Below are 19,317 nucleotides of genomic sequence, written 5' to 3'. Positions count from 1 at the left end.
CCATCCAGCACGGTGACGACGAAGGGGTCGGACTCGACAGAGTCCGACCCCTTCTGAGCTGCGCACTCGACCAATCACGTCACATGCAGTAAGTCCATGACTACACGTTGAAACGAAACTCCACCACATCCCCATCCCGCATCACATACTCCTTCCCCTCCATCCGGGCCTTCCCCTTCGCCCGTGCCTCCGCCACCGAACCCGTTTCCACCAGGTCGGTGAAGGAGATGACCTCCGCCTTGATGAAGCCCTTCTGGAAGTCCGTGTGGATGACGCCCGCAGCTTCCGGGGCTGTCGCGCCCTTCTTGATGGTCCAGGCTCGGGATTCCTTGGGGCCGGCGGTGAGGTAGGTCTGGAGGCCGAGGGTGTTGAAGCCGACGCGGGCGAGGGTGGCGAGGCCCGGTTCCTCGGCGCCGACGGATTCCAGGAGTTCCATCGCGTCCGCCTCGTCCAGTTCCGCGAGGTCCGCCTCCAGTTTGGCGTTCAGGAAGATCGCCTCGGCGGGGGCGACCAGGGCGCTCTGGGCGGCCTTGAAGGAGTCGTCGACCAGTTCGTCCTCGTCCACGTTGAAGACGTAGAGGAAGGGCTTCGTGGTGAGGAGGTGCAGGTCGTGCAGGGGGGACGCCTTCTCGCTGCCCTGGACGATGCCGTGCGCGAAGAGCGTGTCGCCGCGCTCCAGGATCTCCTTGGCCTCCTCGACCGCCGCCACCTTCGGCGCCAGGTCCTTCTTGATCCGCGCGTCCTTCTGGAGGCGCGGCAGGACCTTCTCGATCGTCTGGAGGTCGGCCAGGATCAGTTCGGTGTTGATCGTCTCGATGTCGTCCTTGGGCGAGACCTTGCCGTCGACATGGACCACGTTCTCGTCCTTGAAGGCGCGGATGACCTGGCAGATCGCGTCCGACTCCCGGATGTTCGCCAGGAACTTGTTGCCCAGGCCCTCACCCTCCGACGCGCCGCGCACGATGCCCGCGATATCCACGAAGTCGACCGTCGCCGGCAGCACCCGCGCGGAGCCGAAGATCTCCGCCAGCTTGGTGAGCCGGGGGTCGGGGACGCCGACCACACCCACGTTCGGCTCGATCGTGGCGAACGGGTAGTTGGCCGCGAGCACGTCGTTCTTGGTCAGGGCGTTGAACAGGGTCGACTTGCCGACATTCGGCAGACCGACGATTCCGATCGTGAGCGACACGTTGACGTCTTCCCGTGGGTGAGAGGGACTGGAGGGTGAGCCGGGAGGGGCGATGCGGTGCCTCTCACCGAACCGGTCCCGCCGAACTGGTCCCGCCGAACCGGCCGAACCGGCCGATCCACCAGTCTACGGGGTGGTCCCTCCCCCTCCGACGGCCCGTTCGAACGGCGGGCCAAGCTCTCCCCACCGGCGTGTCTGTCGGCCTATTCGGCACATAAACCGACCTAAGTTGGTCCAGTGGAGCAACACAGGGCGAGCCAGGGTGGCCAGAGCCGTCGCAGCGGTCAGGTACGGCAGGGCGGGGGCGGTGGGGCGCGGCGAGTGACGCCCGTGCCGCCGCAGGGCCGGGCCGGGCGGGTGGGGGTGGGCGTGCCGGGAGCGGGTGAGCAGGGAGCGGGGCGGGGGGGTGGTGCTGCGCGGCGTGCCGTTTCCCCGGTGGCCGCGCCGACCCGACCGCCGGGGCGTCGGCTGCCCGGTCCCCGACTCACCGGGCTCGGCGGCGGGCTGTTCTGCGTGGGCGTCATGCTCGTCCTCGCCCTGCTCATCGGGCTGCTCTTCGGCGGCTCGGTGACGGTCTACGGCGTGCTGTTCCTGCCGGTGTGCGCGCTCACCGCGCTCTGGGTGCGGCCCGGCGATCTGGTCACCGCACCCGTCGTCGTACCGATCGCCTTCGCCGTCGGGCTGCTGCCGATCGCCGAGGGGGACGGGATCCTGGACCGGCTGATGGGGCTGTTCACCGCCCTCGCCACCGAGGCCGGGTGGCTCTACGGGGGCACCCTGGTCGCCGGGTCCATCGCGACCGTACGGAAGATGCGGGACATGGCCCGGCGGCGGGCCATGTCCCAGGGGCCGACCGCGCGGCGACGGGCCTCGGCGCGGCAGTCCTGATCGCAGGGGTCCCCCCGGGGCGCCCCCTACTCCGCCTTCGCCGCCCTCATCGCCGCCCCCACGATCCCCGCGTTGTTCTGGAGCTGTGCCGGGACGATCTCCGCCTGGATGCCCTCGATGAAGTGCAGGAACTTGTCGGACTTGCGGCTCACCCCGCCGCCGATGACGAACAGCTCCGGCGAGAAGAGCATCTCCACATGCGCGAGGTACTTCTGCACCCGGTGCGCCCAGTGCTCCCAGGTCAGCTCGTGGTCCTCCTTGGCCTTGCTGGAGGCGCGCTTCTCGGCGTCGTGGCCGTGCAGTTCCAGATGGCCCAGCTCGGTGTTGGGGACCAGGACGCCGTCCACGAAGACGGCGCTGCCGATGCCGGTGCCGAAGGTCAGCAGGATCACCGTGCCCGCCCGGTCGCGGCCGGCGCCGAAGGCGATCTCGGCGACGCCCGCCGCGTCCGCGTCATTGACCACCGTCACCGGCAGCCCGCCGAGCGCCCCGCTGAACAGGGCCCGCGCGTCCGTGTCGATCCAGCTCTTGTCCACATTGGCCGCCGTACGGACCGTGTGGCCGCCGGTGACGACGCCCGGGAAGGTCAGCCCGACCGGGCCCGTCCAGCCGAAGTGCTCCACGACCTGCCGTACCCCGTCGGCCACGCCGTCCGGTGTCGCCGGGTGCGGGGTGAGCACCTTGAAGCGCTCCTCGGCCAGGTCGCCCCTGTCGAGATCCACAGGGGCGCCCTTGATGCCGGATCCGCCGATGTCCACGCCGAAGATCTGCATGGCTCCACGTTACGACGGACCACTGACGGTCACTCCCCGGAACCCGTGAAGCGGCTGCCCACGGGTGCGGCCCACGGCGGCTGCTCCGCTTCCCCGGAGACAGGCAGGGGGCTGCCCACAGCTGGTGCTACTGCGCCACCCCGAAAGCCTCCAGGCCGACGCCGTCCCCCCTACCCGGCTGCCCCGAAACCCATAGGGCAGCCGCCGCCCCTACCCCGCCGCCCCCGAACCCGTACAGCAGCCGCCCACCACCGCTACTACTCCCCCGCCCCCGCCCCGCCCCGCTCCGCGACCAGCGTCGCCGCCTCCTCGCGCAGGTCCCGGCGGAGTTCCTTCGGCAGGGAGAAGGTGATCGACTCCTCGGCGGCCTTGACCAGCTCCACATCCGCGTAGCCTCGCTGCGACAGCCACTCCAGGACCTCTTCGACCAGCACCTCCGGCACCGACGCGCCCGAGGTCACGCCGACCGTGGTCACCCCCTCCAGCCAGCCCTCCTCGATCTCGCTCGCGAAGTCGACCAGATAGGAGGCGCGGGCGCCGGCCAGCTTGGCGACCTCGACCAGGCGCACGGAGTTGGACGAGTTGCGGGAGCCGACCACGATCACCAGCTCGGCCTCCTCGCCCATCTGCTTCACGGCGAGCTGGCGGTTCTGCGTGGCGTAGCAGATGTCGTCGCTGGGCGGCGAGATGAGCTGCGGGAACTTCTCCTTCAGCGCGTCGACGGTCTCCATCGTCTCGTCGACGGAGAGGGTGGTCTGGGAGAGCCAGACCACCCGGGACTCGTCCCGCACCTCGACCTTGGCGACATCGGCGGGGCCGTCCACGAGCTGGATGTGGTCGGGGGCCTCGCCCGAGGTGCCGATGACCTCCTCGTGCCCCTCGTGGCCGATGAGGAGGATGTCGTAGTCCTCGTTCGCGAAGCGGACGGCTTCCTTGTGGACCTTGGTGACCAGCGGGCAGGTGGCGTCGATGGTGGCGAGGCGGCCCCGCGCGGCCTCGTCGTGCACGACGGGGGCCACTCCGTGCGCGGAGAACATCACGATGTTCCCCTCGGGGACCTCCTCCGTCCGCTCGACGAAGACGGCGCCCTTCCGCTCCAGGGTCTGCACGACGTACTTGTTGTGCACGATCTCGTGCCGGACATAGATCGGGGCCCCGTACTGCTCCAGGGCTTTCTCGACGGCGATCACCGCGCGGTCCACGCCCGCGCAGTAGCCCCTGGGGGCGGCGAGCAGGACACGGCGGCCAGTCGAAGCAGTCATGCCTCCCATCGTACGGGCGTCATCCGGGCCGGCTCGGCGGGTCTCGGCGGCATCGGGGGACGAGCGGCGGAGACTGGGCCCGCGCCAGCCCGCACGCGGAGGATCAGCGGAGGATCAGATGTCCGAGTCCGGCACCACCGCTCCGCCGGCCGACGAGCGGCACCGGCTGGCACGCAGTCTGGGCTTTCGGGATCTGGTCGTCTACGGGCTGCTGTTCATCGCCCCCATGGCCCCGGTCGGCATCTACGGCACCCTGGACGCCCGCTCGCACGGCGCCGTCGCGCTGGTCTACCTCGTCGCCACGGTGGCGATGGCCTTCACCGCGTTCAGTTACGCGCAGATGGTGCGGGTGGTGCCGCTGGCGGGCTCGGTGTTCGCGTACGCGCGCGCGGCGCTCGGCAGGGAGGCCGGGTTCATCGCCGGGTGGATGGCGATGCTGGACTATCTGCTCATCCCGGCGGTGGCCTATCTCTTCTCCGGGATCGCCATGGAGGCGCTGGTCCCGGAGGTCTCGCGCTGGGTCTGGACGGCCATCGCCGTGGTGATCACCACCCTGCTCAATCTGTGGGGCGTACGGGCCGCCGCGCGGGTGGGGTTCCTGGTGCTGGCGATGGAGATCGTCGTGCTGCTGGTGTTCGTGGTGGCGGCGATCGTGGTGCTGGTGCGGGACGGGGCCGAGCGGGGGTGGCTGTCACCGCTGACCGGGGACGGCTCCCAGGGGGCGTTCGCGCTGTCGGCCGTCCTGGGGGCGGTGTCGGTGGCGGTGCTGTCGTATCTGGGCTTCGACGCCATCGCGTCGTTCGCGGAGGAGGTGACGGGGGGCTCGGCGAAGGTGGCCCGCGCGGTTCTGTTCTGTCTGGCGCTGGCGGGGTTCCTCTTTGTCGCGCAGACCTATCTGGTGGCCCTGCTGGAGCCGGTGACCAGCGCCGAACTGGCCGCCGACCCCGGCCGGCAGGGCACGGCCTTCTACGACGCCGTGGACACCTCGGTGGGGGGCTGGCTGCACGATCTGGTGGCGGTGAGCAAGGCGATCGGGGCGGCGTTCGCGGCGCTGGCCGGACAGGCGGCGGCGGGACGGCTGCTCTTCGCGATGGGACGCGACCGGCGCCTGCCCCGCGCCCTGGCCCGCACGGACTCCGGGGTGCCCCGGGTGGCGCTGCTGTGCGCGGCGGTGATCACCCTGGTGGCGGCGGTGTGGGCGGCACGGGCGAGCGACGGCATGGACCATCTCGTCTCGGTCGTCGACATCGGCGCGCTGACCGCCTTCACCCTGCTGCACGCCAGCGTGGTGGCCTGGTTCGCGGTCCGCCGCCGGGGCGGCCCGGTGAGCTGGTGGCGGCATGTGCTGATGCCGGTGATCGGCGCGGCGATCACCATCGCGGTGATCGTGGCGGCGAGCGGCACGGCCCAGGTGGTGGGCGCGATCTGGCTGGCGGTGGGGGTGGGGGTGCTGGTGGTGCAGCGGGGGCGGGCGGATTGACGCCGGGGGGACCCCGTCAAAGGGACGACCCCGCCCACTGTCACCCCCTCCCACTACCCTCACCGCATGGCAGCAATTTCCTCCGCCGAGACCCCCCTCCCCGTGGGCGAGGTCTCCCGCCTGATCGGCGGCTGGATCGACCGGCTCGGCGCGGTGTGGGTCGAGGGGCAGATCACCCAGCTGTCCCGCCGCCCCGGCGCCGGCGTCGTCTTTCTGACCCTGCGCGATCCGTCCCACGACATCTCCGTCGGCGTCACCTGCTACCGCCAGGTCTTCGACGCGGTCGCCGATGTCGTCACGGAGGGCGCCCGCGTCGTCGTCCTGGCGAAACCGGAGTGGTACGCCCCGCGGGGCCAGCTGTCGCTGCGGGCCACCGAGATCCGCCCGGTCGGCGTCGGGGAACTCCTCGCCCGGCTGGAGCAGCTGAAGAAGAAGCTCGCCGGTGAGGGACTCTTCGCCGCCGACCGCAAGAGGCCCCTCCCCTTCCTCCCCCGTCTCATCGGCCTGGTCTGCGGCCGTGCCTCCGCCGCGGAGCGCGACGTGCTGGAGAACGCCCGGCACCGCTGGCCCGCCGTCCGCTTCGAGGTGCGCAACGTCCCGGTGCAGGGGGTGCACGCGGTCCCCCAGGTCGTCCAGGCCGTCAAGGAGCTGGACGCGCACGCGGAGGTGGATGTGATCGTCGTCGCCCGCGGCGGCGGCAGCGTCGAGGATCTGCTCCCCTTCTCCGACGAACAGCTGGTGCGCGCGGTGGCCGCCTGCCGCACCCCGGTGGTCTCCGCGATCGGCCATGAGCCCGACACCCCTCTCCTCGACTACGTGGCCGATCTGCGGGCGTCCACCCCGACCGACGCCGCCAAGAAGGTCGTCCCGGACGTGGGCGAGGAGCTGGAGCGGGTGGAGCAGCTGCGCGCCCGCGCCCGGCGCTGTGTGGCGGGGTTCGTCGAGCGCGAGGAGCGGGGGCTGGCGCAGGCCCTGGCCCGGCCGTCGATACAGGATCCGCACCGGATGGTCGACGAGCGCGCCGGTCAGCTCGACGCGCTGCTCGCCCGGAGCCGCCGCACCCTCGGCCATCTCCTGGACCGCGCCGACTCGGAGCTGACCCACACCCGCGCGCGGGTGGTGGCCCTCTCCCCCGCGGCGACCCTGGAGCGCGGCTACGCGGTGCTCCAGAGGGCCGACGGCCATGTCGTGCGCAACCCCGCCGAGGTCACCCCCGGCGAACCCCTACGGGCCCGGGTCGCCGAGGGCGAGTTCCCGGTACGGGTGGACGCCGATACCGAGTCCGGGGCCGGGGCCGGGGCTGAGTCCGGGGCCGGTGCCGAAGCCGGAACCGCAATCGGAACCGACCCCGAAGCCGGTGCCGATACCGAAGCCGGATCCGATGTCCGAGGCGATGTCTAGGGTGGGCGGCATGAGCAGCAGCAAGGTGGACGAGACGCTCGGCTACGAGCAGGCGCGCGACGAACTGATCGAGGTCGTACGACGGCTGGAGGCGGGCGGTACGACGCTGGAGGAGTCGCTCGCGCTGTGGGAGCGCGGCGAGGAACTGGCCAAGGTGTGCCGCCGCTGGCTGGAGGGCGCCCGCGCCCGGCTGGACGCGGCCCTCGCGGAGGAGGACGGGACGACGGCCCCGGAGACGGACCCGGACCGCTAGACGGACCAGGACCGGTAGACGGACCCGGACCGGTAGACGGACCCGGACCGGTAGACGGACCCGGACCGGGTAGACGGACGCACTCGGGCCAGCAGAGGCACCCCGAGGCACCCCATCAGCAAGACGGACCGCGGTCCGTTTCTGTGAAGCGGATCACGTCACCCCGCTTTTGGTTGAAGCTTGAAACTTCTACGGCGTAACGTCTTCCGCGTCAGCCGGTTGAACCCCCCGAAGCCAGCCGGACCCCCCGTACAGGAAGTGCCCCCGCCATGTCCCTCGTTCTTGACCCCACCGCCCAGGACCTGCTGTTCCGCGAGGCCCGCACCGCGAACAGCTTCACCGACGAGCCCGTCACCGAGGAGCAGGTGCAGGCGATCTACGACCTGGTCAAGTTCGGCCCGACCTCCATGAACCAGTCCCCGCTGCGGGTGACCCTGGTCCGCTCCCCCGAGGCCCGCGAGCGCCTGGTGCGGCACATGTCCGAGGGCAACCGGAACAAGACCTCCGCCGCCCCGCTGGTCGCGATCCTCGCCGCGGACAACGAGTTCCACCAGGAGCTGCCGCAGCTCTTCCCGCACTTCCCGCAGGCCAAGGACGCCTTCTTCGCCGACCGGGGCGTCCGCGAGGACCAGGCCGCGCTGAACGCCTCCCTCCAGGCCGCGTACTTCATCATCGGTGTACGGGCGGCCGGGCTGGCCGCCGGCCCGATGACCGGCTGCGACTTCGAGGGCGTCCGCAAGGAGTTCCTGGACGACGACCACACCCCGCTGATGGTGGTCAACATCGGCAACCCGGGCCCCGACGCCTGGTTCCCGCGCTCCCCGCGCCTGTCGTACGACGAGGTCGTCACGACCGTCTGAGGCGACGCCCGTAGCGCGCACACAGGAACGGAGATGGCCCCCGGTATCCGCCGGGGGCCATCTCCGTTCCTGTCTACCTGTCCGTCCTGTCTACCTGTCTAGCCATCGACCTGTCGACCTGTCCCGGCCCGGTCAGTCCAGCTTCAGCGCCTGCGCCATCGTCGCCAGCTGGCCGAAGGAACCCGTGCCGATGACCATCGTGGTGGAGCCCGCCGAGCCGTCCGCCCCGTCCAGGACGAGCGCGCTGTAGCGGCCTCCGGTGTACTGGATCCAGGTGCGACCGGCGATGTCCCGGGTGACCTCGGTCTCGCTGCCGCCCCGGCTGATGTCGTCGATGAACCGGGCGCGGGCCTGAGTGGACTGGGCGATGGCCACGTACTCGCCGTCGGGCGCGTGGAAGCCGAGGTGCCAGGTCTCGCCGTCCTGCCCCTGGTAGCGGACCGAGGTCGGCTTCCAGGTGTCCGGCAGTCCCTCGGGCGCCGCCACCGGATAGGACGCCGCGCGCTGGGCCGTCAGCAGCTCCACCCGGTAGTCCACCGGCTTGGGGTCCTGCTCGGTGTCGTCGTGCGGGATGAAGAGATAGATGACGTATGCCGCCAGCACGATCAGGCCCAGGGAGAGAATCATGTCCCGGACCGTCTTCTGCTTGCCGTTCGTACCTGCCACGTCCTTATCGTCGCAGGTGCCCGGTCCGCCCCCGCCCGCACCCCCCCACTCCGCTCATCCGAAGGGTGGCCTGCTCATTTTGTCGGCCTGGGGATAGAGTCGACGCCGAAACCCTCATCCGGCCGTCGTCGTATCAGTCAGAAAGGTGCGTTCCGATGACCGAGCAGCATCACATGCCGTCCGAACTCGATGTGCCCTCCGAAGCCCCCGACCGCAACCTCGCCCTCGAACTGGTCCGGGTGACCGAGGCCGCCGCGATGGCCGCCGGCCGCTGGGTCGGGCGCGGCGACAAGAACGGCGCCGACGGTGCCGCGGTGCGCGCCATGCGCTCGCTCGTCTCCACCGTGTCGATGAACGGCGTCGTCGTCATCGGCGAGGGCGAGAAGGACGAGGCGCCGATGCTCTTCAACGGGGAGCGGATCGGCGACGGCACCGGCCCCGAGTGCGATATCGCGGTCGACCCCATCGACGGGACGACGCTGACGGCCAAGGGCATGCCGAACGCCATCGCCGTGCTGGCCGCCGCCGAGCGGGGCTCGATGTTCGACCCGTCGGCCGTCTTCTATATGGACAAGCTGGTCACCGGGCCGGAGGCGGCCGAGTTCGTGGACATCGACGCCCCGGTCGCGGTCAACATCAAGCGGATCGCCAAGGCGAAGCGGCGCCAGCCCGGGGATGTCACGGTCGTCATCCTGGACCGGCCGCGCCACCAGGGGCTGATCAAGGAGGTCCGGGATGCGGGTGCGCGCATCAAGCTGATCTCCGACGGCGATGTGGCGGGCTCGATCTACGCGCTGCGCGAGGGCACCGGGGTGGATCTGCTGCTCGGGGTCGGCGGTACGCCGGAGGGGATCATCTCGGCCTGTGCCGTGAAGTGCCTCGGGGGCACCATCCAGGGCAAGCTGTGGCCCAAGGACGACGAGGAGCGGCAGCGGGCGATCGACGCGGGCCACGATCTCGACCGGGTGCTGACCACGGACGATCTGGTCTCCGGGGAGAACGTCTTCTTCGTGGCGACCGGGATCACGGACGGGGAGTTGCTCCAGGGGGTGCGGTACCGGTCGGAGACGGCGACCACCGAGTCGATCGTGATGCGGTCCAAGTCGGGGACCGTACGGAAGATCGACTCCGAGCATCAGCTGCGCAAGCTGCGGGCGTACAGCGCGGTCAATTTCGAGCGGGCGCAGTAGCGCCAGCCGGTCCGCGGGAGCGATCGGGGCAGGGCCGGACGGCCGGGCCCCGGTTGCCGGTTTTACGGCCGGGCCCCGGTTGCCGGTTCTACGGCCGGTGCCGGAGCCGGATTCGGCGGCCGGACTCGACGGTCGGGCTCGATGGCCGGACTCGACGGTCGGGCCCGGTTGCCGGTTCTACGGCGGTTCGCCGGAGCCGGACCCGACGGCCCGGCGGTCCCGGCAGCCCCAGCGGTCCGGCAGCCCCGGCGGCTCATGAGACTCGGGAGCGTCCCCGGTGCGGTGGGGGCGCTCCCCTCGTTCTCGCCCGGCTGACCGGCGTCCGCCCTCCCGCCCGGCCGCCGACCGGGCGCCGGTCAGCCCGCCTGCGCTATGCGGCCCGTCGTCCGCGACGCCTTCTTCAGCTCCATCTCCCGGCGGCGGCGCCGGGCCAGGACCACCCGGCGCTCGGCGGCGGTGAGCCCGCCCCAGACGCCGTAGGGCTCCGGCTGGAGCAGGGCGTGTTCCCGGCACTCGACCATGACCGGACAGCGTGCGCAGACCCGCTTGGCGGCCTCCTCGCGGGAGAGCCGGGCGGCGGTGGGTTCCTTGGAGGGGGCGAAGAACAGGCCGGCCTCGTCGCGCCGGCACACCGCTTCGGTGTGCCAGGGGGCGTCTTGGTCCCTGTCCCGCGCTGGCTCCCGCTGGGCCGGCACAGCAGCGACCTGCAAGGACGAATGCGGCGGTTGCAGCACGGTCTACTCCTGACGACGGCTTCGCGAGCGAGAGACGATGCAGCAAGGTCTACCCGCTGTGCGCGCGCCTATGCAGGGAGTTCCCAACCCCGGGGATCCTGGCGGTTCTTGAGCGGTACGGCATCCGGAAGCATCCGTTTCGGCACGGGAATTCACGACCGGCAATGATCGGATACGCCATCGCAAACCCCCGACCGGCCCCCGACTGACCTCCGACCGACCCCCGACCGGCGCCGGGTCACAGGTACTTGCGCTGGATCTTCTCCACCTTGCGCTGCACCTTGTCGACGATGTCCGTGACGAACTTGCCGCGCTTGGGCCGGGCCTCGACACTGCCCAGCACCGCCCAGCCGTCCACGAAGACCACCGGGGCCTGCGGCTCGCCGGAGTCCAGGGTGCGCACCTCGAAACTGCCCAGCACCCCACCGCCGTTGCCGCGCAGCGAGACATTCTCCGGGACCCGGATCTCGACGCTGCCGAAGAGCGAGAACGCCTTGATCACGATCTGCTGGTACTCGAAGAGGGCCTCACTGAGGTCGATCTCCACACTGCCGAAGACCGCGTAGGCGTGGACCCGGCGGCCGACGCGCCAGCGGCCCTTGCGGACCGCGCTGCTGAACACCGCGACGACGTTCTCGTCGGCCTCGTCCGGGATCGCTCCGGCGCTCGGGCGGGACGGGGCGGCCCGGTAGGCGCTCGCGCTCGCGGCGGGCTCCTGGTGGGCGCCGGGCAGATCGCGGATCAGCGGCTCCAGCTCGCCGACCGTCTTGGCCCGGTAGACGCCGTCGATGCGCTCGGCGTGCTCGTCGGCGGTCAGCCGCCCCTCGGCCATGGCCTCGCGCAGGATGTCCGCGATCCGGTCGCGCTCGGCGTCGGAGGCGCGCAGCTCGGCGGCCGGGGCGGCGGGCGCCTGGGCGGGAGGCGCGGGCGCGGGGGACGGGCCGGGACGGGGGCTGGGCTGCTTCTCAAGGTCCACGACAGCAGCGTACCCAAACACGATAGATCGCGACACCCCGCCCGCACGCCGACCGACTCCCGGACCCATCGGCCGAATCCCGGACCCATCGGCCGAATCCCGGGCCCATCGACCGAGTCCCGGGCCCATCAGCTGAGTCCCGGGCCCATCGGCTGGGTCCGATCGGCTGAGGCCAACCTCACCGACACGTTGTCGGTGGCACGTCCTACGCTGGGGGACGCTGCCAATGGATGCCAGCCGCCGTCTGCTTTGAGTGAGGAATGGGCCGAAATGCCTGAGTTCGCGTACACCGATCTGCTCCCCATGGGAGAGGACACCACCCCGTACCGGCTGGTGACCGCCGAGGGTGTCTCCACCGTCGAGGCCGACGGGCGCACGTTCCTCAAGGTCGAGCCGGAGGCGCTGCGCCGGCTGGCCGCCGAGGCCATCCATGACATCCAGCACTATCTGCGCCCCGCCCACCTCGCCCAGCTCCGCCGGATCATCGACGATCCGCAGGCGTCCGCGAACGACAAGTTCGTCGCCCTGGACCTGCTGAAGAACGCGAACATCGCGGCGGCGGGGGTCCTGCCGATGTGCCAGGACACGGGCACGGCGATCGTGATGGGCAAGCGCGGGCAGAACGTGCTGACCGAGGGCGGCGACGAGAAGGCCCTCTCGCACGGCATCCACGACGCCTACACCCGGCTCAACCTCCGCTATTCGCAGCTCGCCCCGCTGACCATGTGGGAGGAGAAGAACACCGGCTCCAACCTCCCCGCCCAGATCGAGCTGTACGCCACCGACGGCGGCGCGTACAAGTTCCTGTTCATGGCCAAGGGCGGCGGCAGCGCCAACAAGTCGTTCCTCTACCAGGAGACCAAGGCCGTCCTCAACGAGGCGTCCATGATGAAGTTCCTGGAGGAGAAGATCCGCTCCCTGGGCACGGCGGCCTGTCCCCCGTACCACCTGGCGATCGTCGTCGGCGGCACCTCGGCCGAGTACGCGCTGAAGACCGCGAAGTACGCCTCCGCGCACTATCTGGACGAGATCCCGGCCGAGGGTTCGCCGCTCGGGCACGGCTTCCGGGACAAGGAGCTGGAGGAGAAGGTCTTCGAGCTGACGCAGCGGATCGGCATCGGGGCGCAGTTCGGCGGCAAGTACTTCTGCCATGACGTCCGGGTCGTGCGGCTGCCCCGCCATGGCGCCTCCTGCCCGGTCGCCATCGCCGTGTCCTGCTCGGCGGACCGGCAGGCGGTCGCGAAGATCACGGCGGAGGGCGTCTTCCTGGAACAGTTGGAGACGGACCCGGCGCGGTTCCTGCCGGAGACGACGGACGAGCACCTTGAGGACGCGGCGGAGGCTGCGGACGTGGTCCGGGTCGATCTGCGCCGCCCGATGGACGACATCCTGGCCGAGCTGACGAAGTACCCGGTCAAGACCCGCCTCTCCCTCACCGGCCCCCTGGTGGTGGCCCGGGACATCGCCCACGCCAAGATCAAGGAGCGGCTGGACGCGGGCGAGGAGATGCCGCAGTACCTGAAGGACCACCCGGTGTACTACGCGGGCCCCGCGAAGACCCCGGAGGGCTACGCCTCAGGCTCCTTCGGCCCCACCACGGCCGGGCGGATGGACTCCTATGTCGAGCAGTTCCAGGCGGCAGGCGGCTCCAAGGTGATGCTGGCCAAGGGCAACCGCAGCAAGCAGGTCACCGACGCGTGCGACGCGCACGGCGGCTTCTACCTCGGCTCCATCGGCGGCCCGGCCGCCCGCCTCGCCCAGGACTGCATCAAGAAGATCGAGGTCGTGGAGTACGAGGAACTCGGCATGGAGGCGGTCTGGAAGATCGAGGTCGAGGACTTCCCGGCGTTCATCGTGGTCGACGACAAGGGCAACGACTTCTTCCAGGACCCGGCACCGGCACCGACGTTCACGTCGATCCCGGTACGGGGGCCGGGGCTGGGGCTGGGCTGACGGAACAGGGCCGACGCCCGCCGTACCGACCCGAGGGAGCCTCCGGCCATGCGCCGGGGGCTCCTTTCCCTTGGCCACGAGGTTTTTGCCCACGGGATGGTTGCCCACAGGGTATTGCCCACGGGATATTGTCGCGGCGATTTAAATCCCCCGTGGGAAATCCCTGGCAGATCCCTGAGTACCCCCTGAGGAACACTTGAGAATCCCTGAGAAATCTTGAGAAACTCTGAGAAACTCCTAGAAACCTTTAAGGAAATCGCGGAGGGAATCTCCGGGGCCGCTCGGGACTTCAGCGAGGAATCTATCAATTACCTGTCGGAAACAATCGACTCACCCCCCTTTCTCCCGGCAACGCCGGGCACGTCCACCGCACCGCCACCCGACCATCCCGTTACTCCTGAGCAGCAACAACGGGGCTGCCCCCGTAACGGATTCGGGTCCCCCGGCACCAACGGACCACTGAATTCAGGGCAGTTGTCGAATACCTGTCGCCACCGTCCCGCCGGATTTCCCGTGGCAAGGTGATCGCGTCACCGAAACACTCCCTCGCACGACTGGAGCGGTAATGCCCCGCCTGTCAAAGACCGTCCGCGGCGCCGTGGTCGCGGTATCCGCCGCCGCGCTCACCATGACCAGTTTCACCGTGGCGTCGGCCGCCACCCCGACAGCCGCCGCGTCGGCCGCCGGATCGACGGCCCCGAAGGTGCATGTGATGGCCAGCTTCGACATCGGCCAGATGCAGCAGCCCGACAACATCGTGCTGGAGAGCGGCGGCTCCGCCGTGGTGAGCCTGCTCTGGTCCGGGCAGGTCGCCCGGGTCCTCCCCGACGGCACCGTCACCGTCCTGGCGAGCTTCGACGGCGGCACGGCGGCCGGCATGGTGCGCGGGGCCGACGGAAACCTGTACGTCCTGCACCGCGGCGGCAACGACCCCAACGGCCTGTACCGCATCGTCCCCGGCAACAGCACGCCCCAGTTGTACGCCGCGCTGCCGGACGTGGCCGTCCCCAACGGGCTCGCGGTCGACGGTGATGTCTTCTACGTCACCGACTCCTCCAGCGGCGTCATCTGGACGGTCGAGGACGGCACCGCGGCCCCGTGGCTCAGCTCCCCCACCCTGGCACCCGCCACTCCGGAGGGCTTCGGCGCCAACGGCATCCACGTCAAGGAGGGCGCCGTCTGGGTCTCCCAGGCGGAGGCCGGCCTCCTGGTCCGCGTCCCCCTGCAGCAGGACGGCTCGGCGGGTGCCGTCGAGATCAAGGCGACCGGCCTCGCCGGCATCGACGACTGGGTGTTCACCGGCGACGGGGACGAGATCCTCGCCGCGATCAACCGGCAGAACAAGGTGGTCGTCGTGCACCCGGACGGCACCAACACGACCTATCTGGACGGGATCAACAGCCCGACCTCGGTCGCCCTGAAGGGCAACAAGGTCTACATCAACAGCGCCGACCTGGTGAACGACCTGGACCCGAAGCTGCTCGTGGCGAAGCGGACCTTCTAGCCACGGCGAGGGCGTCGGCCGACGCCCGCCCCGGAGGAGGGAGGGGGCGCCGTACCGGTGGGGTACGGCGCCCCCTCCCTCCCGTGTTCCCTCCCTCCCGTGTTCCCTCCGTCCCGTGTTCCCTCCGTCCCGTGTCCCGTGTTCCCTCGGCCCCACCGCGTTCCCCCACCGGCTCTCGTTTCCCTCCTCCCGCCCCATTCCACTCCCCTGTGGTGTGTGACATATTACTGCCATGCGCAAGCAACTCACCTGCGACGTCGTGGTCGTGGGAGCGGGCATGGTCGGTGCCGCCTGTGCGTACTACGCCGGGCGGGCCGGGCTGGACGTGGTGGTCGTGGACCGGGGTTCCGTGGCCGGCGGGACCACCGGGGCCGGGGAGGGAAACCTGCTCCTCTCCGACAAGGAACCCGGCTCCGAGCTGGAACTCGCCCTGCTGTCCGCCCGATTGTGGGGCGAGGTCGCCGAGGAGTTCGGGGCGGCGATCGAGTACGAGGCGAAGGGCGGGGTCGTCGTCGCCCGGGACCCCGGAGGGCTCGCCGCGCTGGAGGCGTTCGCCGACACCCAGCGGGCCTGCGGGGTGCGGGCGGAGAGCGTCGGCGGCGATCGGCTCCGGGAACTGGAGCCGTACCTCACGCCGGATGCCGTCGGGGGCGTGCTCTATCCGCAGGACGCCCAGGTCATGCCCGCGCTGGCCGCCGCGCAGTTGCTGCGGGCCTCCGGCGCGGAGGTGCACATCGGGCGGACGGTCGTGGGCGTCCTGCGCGGCCCCGGCGGAGCCGTGCGCGGGGTCCGTACCGACCGGGGGGACCTGCACGCCCCTTGCGTCGTCAACGCCGCCGGGACCTGGGGCGGGGAGGTCGCCGCTCTCGCCGGGGTGCCGCTGCCGGTCCTGCCGCGCCGGGGATTCGTGCTGGTCACCGAGCCGTTGCCGCCCCGCCGGATCCGGCACAAGGTGTACGCCGCCGACTATGTCGCCGATGTGGCCAGCGACTCGGCCGCGCTCCAGACCTCGCCGGTCGTCGAGAGCACGGCCGCCGGTCCGGTGCTGATCGGGGCCAGCCGCGAGCGGGTCGGCTTCGACCGGTCGCTGTCCCTGCCGGTGCTACGGGCGCTGGCGGCCGGGGCGACCCGGCTCTTCCCGTTCCTCGACCGGGTGCGGGTGCTGCGGACGTACCTCGGTTTCCGGCCGTATCTGCCGGACCATCTGCCCGCCGTCGGGGCCGATCCCCGGGTGCCGGGCCTGTTCCACGCCTGCGGGCACGAGGGCGCCGGGATCGGGCTCGCCACCGGCACGGGGCTGGTGATCGCCGACCTGATGACCGGCCGCCGCCCCGAACTCGATACGCACGCCCTGCGCCCCGACCGATTCCCGGAACCGTGACGAGGCCATGACCGAAGGCCGTGCAGCAGGGATGAAGCGATGCCCGAAGGCCGTACAGCAGCAATAAAGCGATGCCCGAAGGCCCGTGCAGCAGCGATGAAGCGATGACGGAGGCCGGTGAAGAAGCCATGACCCGAGACCGCGAACCAGCAACCACCACCACCGCCCCTCTCTCCCTCACCCGAGCCCACCCCCACACCCCCTTCACCATCACCTTCGACGGCCGTGAGCTCCCCGCCCTGCCCGGTCAGACCGTCGCCGCCGTGCTGTGGACGGCCGGGATCGTCTCCTGGCGCACCACCCGGGAGCGGGGCGCCCCGCGCGGTGTCTTCTGCGGGATCGGGGTCTGCTACGACTGCCTCGTCACCGTCGACGGCCGCCCCAACCAGCGTGCCTGCCTCGCCCCGGCCGCGCCCGGCGCCGAGATCCGTACCCAGGAGGGGACGGGCCACGATGGCTGACCTCGACCTCGACCTCGACCTCGCCGTGATCGGGGCGGGCCCCGCCGGGCTGGCCGCCGCCCTCGCCGCCGCCGCGCGGGGTGTCCGGGTCACGCTCCTCGACGCCGCGCCCGGCGCGGGCGGGCAGTTCTACCGGCAGCCCGCGCCCGGTCTCGGCGCCCGCCGTCCGCAGGCCCTGCACCACCAGTGGCGCACCTGGGAACGGCTGCGCGACGGACTCGCGCGGGAACTGCGGACCGGGCGGATCCGGCATCTGACCGAGCACCAGGTCTGGTCCGTCGAACCGCGCCCCGACGGCGGCTTCACCGTCCACGCGCTGCGCGGCCCCGGCCGGGACGAGACCGCCACCCACCCCACCGACGCCGTGCTCCTGGCCACCGGGGGCTACGAACGCGTCCTGCCCTTCCCCGGTTGGACCCTGCCGGGGGTGGTCACCGCCGGAGGGGCGCAGGCCATGCTCAAGGGCGGGCTGGTGCTGCCGGGCCGCACGGTCGTCGTGGCCGGGACGGGGCCGCTGCTGCTGCCGGTCGCCACCGGGCTCGCGGCGGCGGGTGCGCGGATCGCCGCGCTGGTGGAGTCGGCGGATCCGCGTGCCGTACTGCGGGAGGCCCGCGCGCTGGCGCCCAAGGCGCCGGAGGCCGCCGGGTACGCCGCCGCGCTGCTGCGCCGCCGGGTCCCGGTCCTGGCCCGGCACACCGTCGTCGCCGCGCATGGCCGCGACCGGGTCGACGCGGTCACCGTCGTCTCCCTCGCCACCGGCGCCACCCGCCGGATCCCCTGCGACACCCTCGCCGTCGGCCACGGCATGCTGCCGCACACCGATCTCGCCGGGGCCCTCGGCTGCTCCCTCGACGGCGACCGCGTCCAGGTGGACGACGAGCAGCGCACCGATGTCCCGGGCGTCTGGGCCGCCGGGGAGACCACCGGAGTCGGCGGTGCCGCCCTCGCACTCGCCGAGGGGCATCTCGCGGGCCGTTCCGCAGCCGCCCGCCTCACCGGCACCGCGCCGGACCCCCACCCGGCCGCCGTACGCGCCCGGAACCGGATGCGCCACTTCGCCACCGCCCTCGAACGGGCCTACGCCCCGCCCCCCGACTGGCCGACCCGAGTCACCGACGACACGATCGTGTGCCGCTGCGAGGAGGTCACGGCCGGAACGGTCCGAGAAGCCGCCGCCACACTGGGCGCCGGGGACCTGCGCACGGTGAAGCTGCTCACCCGCGCGGGAATGGGCTGGTGCCAGGGCCGAATCTGCGCCCCCGGCGTAGCCGCCATCACCAACTGCGCCCAAACCCCCACCCACCACTTCCTGCCCCACCCCATCCCCCTGGGCACCCTGGCCACCCCAACGGACCCGACCTGACAGGGGCGCGAGGAACTGCGCGACCAGCCCCCACGCACCCGCACCCGCAATCCCAACCCCAAAGGAGCCCCCATGCCCACAACCCCCACCACCCACCCCTGGCACGGCGTACTCGTAGCCACCGCCCTCCCCCTGACCCCCGATCACCTCACCATCGACCACGCCAGGTTCGCCGACCACTGCACCTGGCTCCTCGAAAACGGCTGTGACGGCGTGGTCGTCAACGGCTCACTGGGCGAGTACCAGGTCCTCACCCCCGAAGAGCGCGCCGCGGTGGTGGAGACCGCCGTCGCAGCCGTGGGCCCCGCCCACGTCATCCCCGGCGTGGGGGCGTACGGCTCGGCGGAGTCCCGCCGCTGGGCCGAGCACGCCCGGGACGCCGGCTGCGAAGCCGTGATGCTGCTGCCCCCCAACTCCTACCGCGCCGACGAACGCTCCGTGCTGGCCCACTACGCCGAGGTGGCCCGCGCCGGCCTGCCCGTCGTCGCGTACAACAACCCGATCGACACCAAGGTGGACCTCGTACCGGAGCTGCTCGCGAAGCTGCACGCGGAGGGGCTGATCCGCGCGGTGAAGGAGTTCACCGGCGATGTCCGGCGCGCGTACCGGATCGCCGAACTCGCGCCCGGCCTCGACCTCCTGGCCGGGGCGGACGACGTCCTGATGGAACTGGGCCTCGCCGGCGCCAAGGGCTGGATCGCGGGCTACCCCAACGCGCTGCCGCAGGCGTCCGTACGGCTGTACCGCGCCGCCGTCGCCGGGGACCTGGACACCGCGCGCGAGCTGTACCGCGCCCTGCATCCGCTGCTGCGCTGGGACACCCGGGTGGAGTTCGTACAGGCCATCAAGCTGTCGATGGACATCGCCGGACGGTACGGCGGCCCGTGCCGCCCGCCGCGCATGCCGCTGCTCCCGGAGCAGGAGGCGGCCGTGCGGACGGCGACCGAGAAGGCCCTCGCCGCCGGACTGACCTGAAACCGGTA

18 protein-coding genes are annotated in these 19,317 nt (G+C 71.4%); 12 read left to right on the top strand and 6 right to left on the bottom strand.

Translation table 11 applies throughout. The annotated features are described in order from the left end of the window. Positions 1 to 100: 100 nt before the first annotated feature. Complete coding sequence (gene ychF / locus ABZX40_RS06415; RefSeq protein ID WP_355748099.1) at positions 101 to 1,189, bottom strand: redox-regulated ATPase YchF; 1,089 nt, start codon at positions 1,187 to 1,189, stop codon at positions 101 to 103. A gap of 435 nt (positions 1,190 to 1,624) precedes the next feature. Between ychF and ABZX40_RS06410 the strand changes: the two genes are divergently transcribed. Next, positions 1,625 to 2,077: a DUF6542 domain-containing protein gene (locus tag ABZX40_RS06410; protein WP_355748096.1), complete on the top strand. Its 453-nt coding sequence runs from the start codon at positions 1,625 to 1,627 to the stop codon at positions 2,075 to 2,077. A 26-nt stretch (positions 2,078 to 2,103) separates the two neighbouring features. On the opposite strand, the gene ppgK is transcribed toward ABZX40_RS06410, so the two are convergent. Continuing rightward, entirely contained in the window at positions 2,104 to 2,850 is a 747-nt protein-coding gene (gene ppgK, locus ABZX40_RS06405; RefSeq protein ID WP_355748093.1) for a polyphosphate--glucose phosphotransferase, read from the bottom strand. A 257-nt stretch (positions 2,851 to 3,107) separates the two neighbouring features. Beyond that, positions 3,108 to 4,121 (bottom strand): 4-hydroxy-3-methylbut-2-enyl diphosphate reductase, encoded by a 1,014-nt coding sequence (locus tag ABZX40_RS06400; protein ID WP_355748090.1) that lies wholly within the window; start codon positions 4,119 to 4,121, stop codon positions 3,108 to 3,110. A gap of 109 nt (positions 4,122 to 4,230) precedes the next feature. On the opposite strand from ABZX40_RS06400, the gene ABZX40_RS06395 reads away from it, so the two are divergent. The 4 genes from ABZX40_RS06395 (at position 4,231) to ABZX40_RS06380 (ending at position 8,106) form a co-directional block, all read left to right on the top strand. Further along, positions 4,231 to 5,592, top strand: a complete 1,362-nt coding sequence (locus ABZX40_RS06395) for an APC family permease (protein WP_355748087.1) — start codon at positions 4,231 to 4,233, stop codon at positions 5,590 to 5,592. Between the two features lie 66 nt (positions 5,593 to 5,658). After that, a complete protein-coding gene (gene xseA / locus ABZX40_RS06390; RefSeq protein WP_355748084.1) occupies positions 5,659 to 6,993 on the top strand; it encodes an exodeoxyribonuclease VII large subunit in 1,335 nt (444 codons plus the stop codon). 10 nt (positions 6,994 to 7,003) lie between these two features. Continuing rightward, on the top strand, positions 7,004 to 7,246 hold the full coding sequence (locus tag ABZX40_RS06385) for an exodeoxyribonuclease VII small subunit (protein WP_355748081.1): 243 nt from the start codon (positions 7,004 to 7,006) through the stop codon (positions 7,244 to 7,246). A 269-nt stretch (positions 7,247 to 7,515) separates the two neighbouring features. Next, positions 7,516 to 8,106, top strand: a complete 591-nt coding sequence (locus ABZX40_RS06380) for a malonic semialdehyde reductase (RefSeq protein WP_355748078.1) — start codon at positions 7,516 to 7,518, stop codon at positions 8,104 to 8,106. Positions 8,107 to 8,238: 132 nt separating this feature from the next. Here ABZX40_RS06380 and ABZX40_RS06375 read toward each other — a convergent pair whose 3' ends face one another. Next, a complete protein-coding gene (locus ABZX40_RS06375; RefSeq protein WP_355748075.1) occupies positions 8,239 to 8,772 on the bottom strand; it encodes a DUF4245 domain-containing protein in 534 nt (177 codons plus the stop codon). Between the two features lie 155 nt (positions 8,773 to 8,927). Between ABZX40_RS06375 and glpX the strand changes: the two genes are divergently transcribed. Continuing rightward, positions 8,928 to 9,962, top strand: a complete 1,035-nt coding sequence (gene glpX / locus ABZX40_RS06370; protein ID WP_355748072.1) for a class II fructose-bisphosphatase — start codon at positions 8,928 to 8,930, stop codon at positions 9,960 to 9,962. A gap of 356 nt (positions 9,963 to 10,318) precedes the next feature. Here glpX and ABZX40_RS06365 read toward each other — a convergent pair whose 3' ends face one another. After that, entirely contained in the window at positions 10,319 to 10,696 is a 378-nt protein-coding gene (locus ABZX40_RS06365; RefSeq protein ID WP_355748069.1) for a WhiB family transcriptional regulator, read from the bottom strand. A gap of 238 nt (positions 10,697 to 10,934) precedes the next feature. Then, positions 10,935 to 11,582: a DUF1707 domain-containing protein gene (locus ABZX40_RS06360; protein ID WP_355748241.1), complete on the bottom strand. Its 648-nt coding sequence runs from the start codon at positions 11,580 to 11,582 to the stop codon at positions 10,935 to 10,937. A 360-nt stretch (positions 11,583 to 11,942) separates the two neighbouring features. On the opposite strand from ABZX40_RS06360, the gene ABZX40_RS06355 reads away from it, so the two are divergent. The 6 genes from ABZX40_RS06355 to ABZX40_RS06330 all read left to right on the top strand — a co-directional run bounded on the left by ABZX40_RS06355 (position 11,943) and on the right by ABZX40_RS06330 (position 19,309). Further along, the gene (locus ABZX40_RS06355) at positions 11,943 to 13,625 is read left to right on the top strand and encodes a fumarate hydratase (protein ID WP_355748066.1); all 1,683 of its coding nucleotides are present in this window, start codon (positions 11,943 to 11,945) and stop codon (positions 13,623 to 13,625) included. 565 nt (positions 13,626 to 14,190) lie between these two features. After that, entirely contained in the window at positions 14,191 to 15,129 is a 939-nt protein-coding gene (locus tag ABZX40_RS06350) for a hypothetical protein (protein ID WP_355748064.1), read from the top strand. A 232-nt stretch (positions 15,130 to 15,361) separates the two neighbouring features. Further along, complete coding sequence (locus ABZX40_RS06345) at positions 15,362 to 16,510, top strand: FAD-binding oxidoreductase (RefSeq protein WP_355737372.1); 1,149 nt, start codon at positions 15,362 to 15,364, stop codon at positions 16,508 to 16,510. 128 nt (positions 16,511 to 16,638) lie between these two features. After that, positions 16,639 to 16,971, top strand: coding sequence for a (2Fe-2S)-binding protein (locus tag ABZX40_RS06340; RefSeq protein ID WP_355737374.1), 333 nt, complete (start codon positions 16,639 to 16,641; stop codon positions 16,969 to 16,971). Next, positions 16,964 to 18,334, top strand: a complete 1,371-nt coding sequence (locus ABZX40_RS06335; RefSeq protein WP_355737376.1) for an FAD-dependent oxidoreductase — start codon at positions 16,964 to 16,966, stop codon at positions 18,332 to 18,334. The genes ABZX40_RS06340 and ABZX40_RS06335 overlap by 8 nt, the downstream gene beginning before the upstream one ends. A gap of 72 nt (positions 18,335 to 18,406) precedes the next feature. Continuing rightward, positions 18,407 to 19,309, top strand: coding sequence for a dihydrodipicolinate synthase family protein (locus ABZX40_RS06330; protein WP_355737379.1), 903 nt, complete (start codon positions 18,407 to 18,409; stop codon positions 19,307 to 19,309). The last annotated feature ends 8 nt before the right edge of the window (positions 19,310 to 19,317 follow it).

The organism is Streptomyces sp. NPDC004610 (genome assembly GCF_040609715.1).
In the GTDB taxonomy this organism is placed as follows: domain Bacteria; phylum Actinomycetota; class Actinomycetes; order Streptomycetales; family Streptomycetaceae; genus Streptomyces.
This window is presented reverse-complemented; position numbering and strand designations above follow the sequence as displayed.

Bases quoted from the DNA above. Each gene is read 5' to 3' on its own strand.
- ABZX40_RS06335 (WP_355737376.1), top strand. From the start codon at position 16,964: ATGGCTGACCTCGACCTCGACCTCGACCTCGCCGTGATCGGGGCGGGC.
- ABZX40_RS06345 (WP_355737372.1), top strand. From the start codon at position 15,362: ATGCGCAAGCAACTCACCTGCGACGTCGTGGTCGTGGGAGCGGGCATG.
- ABZX40_RS06355 (WP_355748066.1), top strand. From the start codon at position 11,943: ATGCCTGAGTTCGCGTACACCGATCTGCTCCCCATGGGAGAGGACACC.
- xseA (WP_355748084.1), top strand. From the start codon at position 5,659: ATGGCAGCAATTTCCTCCGCCGAGACCCCCCTCCCCGTGGGCGAGGTC.
- ABZX40_RS06340 (WP_355737374.1), top strand. From the start codon at position 16,639: ATGACCCGAGACCGCGAACCAGCAACCACCACCACCGCCCCTCTCTCC.
- ABZX40_RS06330 (WP_355737379.1), top strand. From the start codon at position 18,407: ATGCCCACAACCCCCACCACCCACCCCTGGCACGGCGTACTCGTAGCC.
- glpX (WP_355748072.1), top strand. From the start codon at position 8,928: ATGACCGAGCAGCATCACATGCCGTCCGAACTCGATGTGCCCTCCGAA.
- ABZX40_RS06350 (WP_355748064.1), top strand. From the start codon at position 14,191: ATGCCCCGCCTGTCAAAGACCGTCCGCGGCGCCGTGGTCGCGGTATCC.
- ABZX40_RS06400 (WP_355748090.1), bottom strand. From the start codon at position 4,121: ATGGGAGGCATGACTGCTTCGACTGGCCGCCGTGTCCTGCTCGCCGCC.
- ABZX40_RS06395 (WP_355748087.1), top strand. From the start codon at position 4,231: ATGTCCGAGTCCGGCACCACCGCTCCGCCGGCCGACGAGCGGCACCGG.
- ABZX40_RS06385 (WP_355748081.1), top strand. From the start codon at position 7,004: ATGAGCAGCAGCAAGGTGGACGAGACGCTCGGCTACGAGCAGGCGCGC.
- ppgK (WP_355748093.1), bottom strand. From the start codon at position 2,850: ATGCAGATCTTCGGCGTGGACATCGGCGGATCCGGCATCAAGGGCGCC.
- ABZX40_RS06380 (WP_355748078.1), top strand. From the start codon at position 7,516: ATGTCCCTCGTTCTTGACCCCACCGCCCAGGACCTGCTGTTCCGCGAG.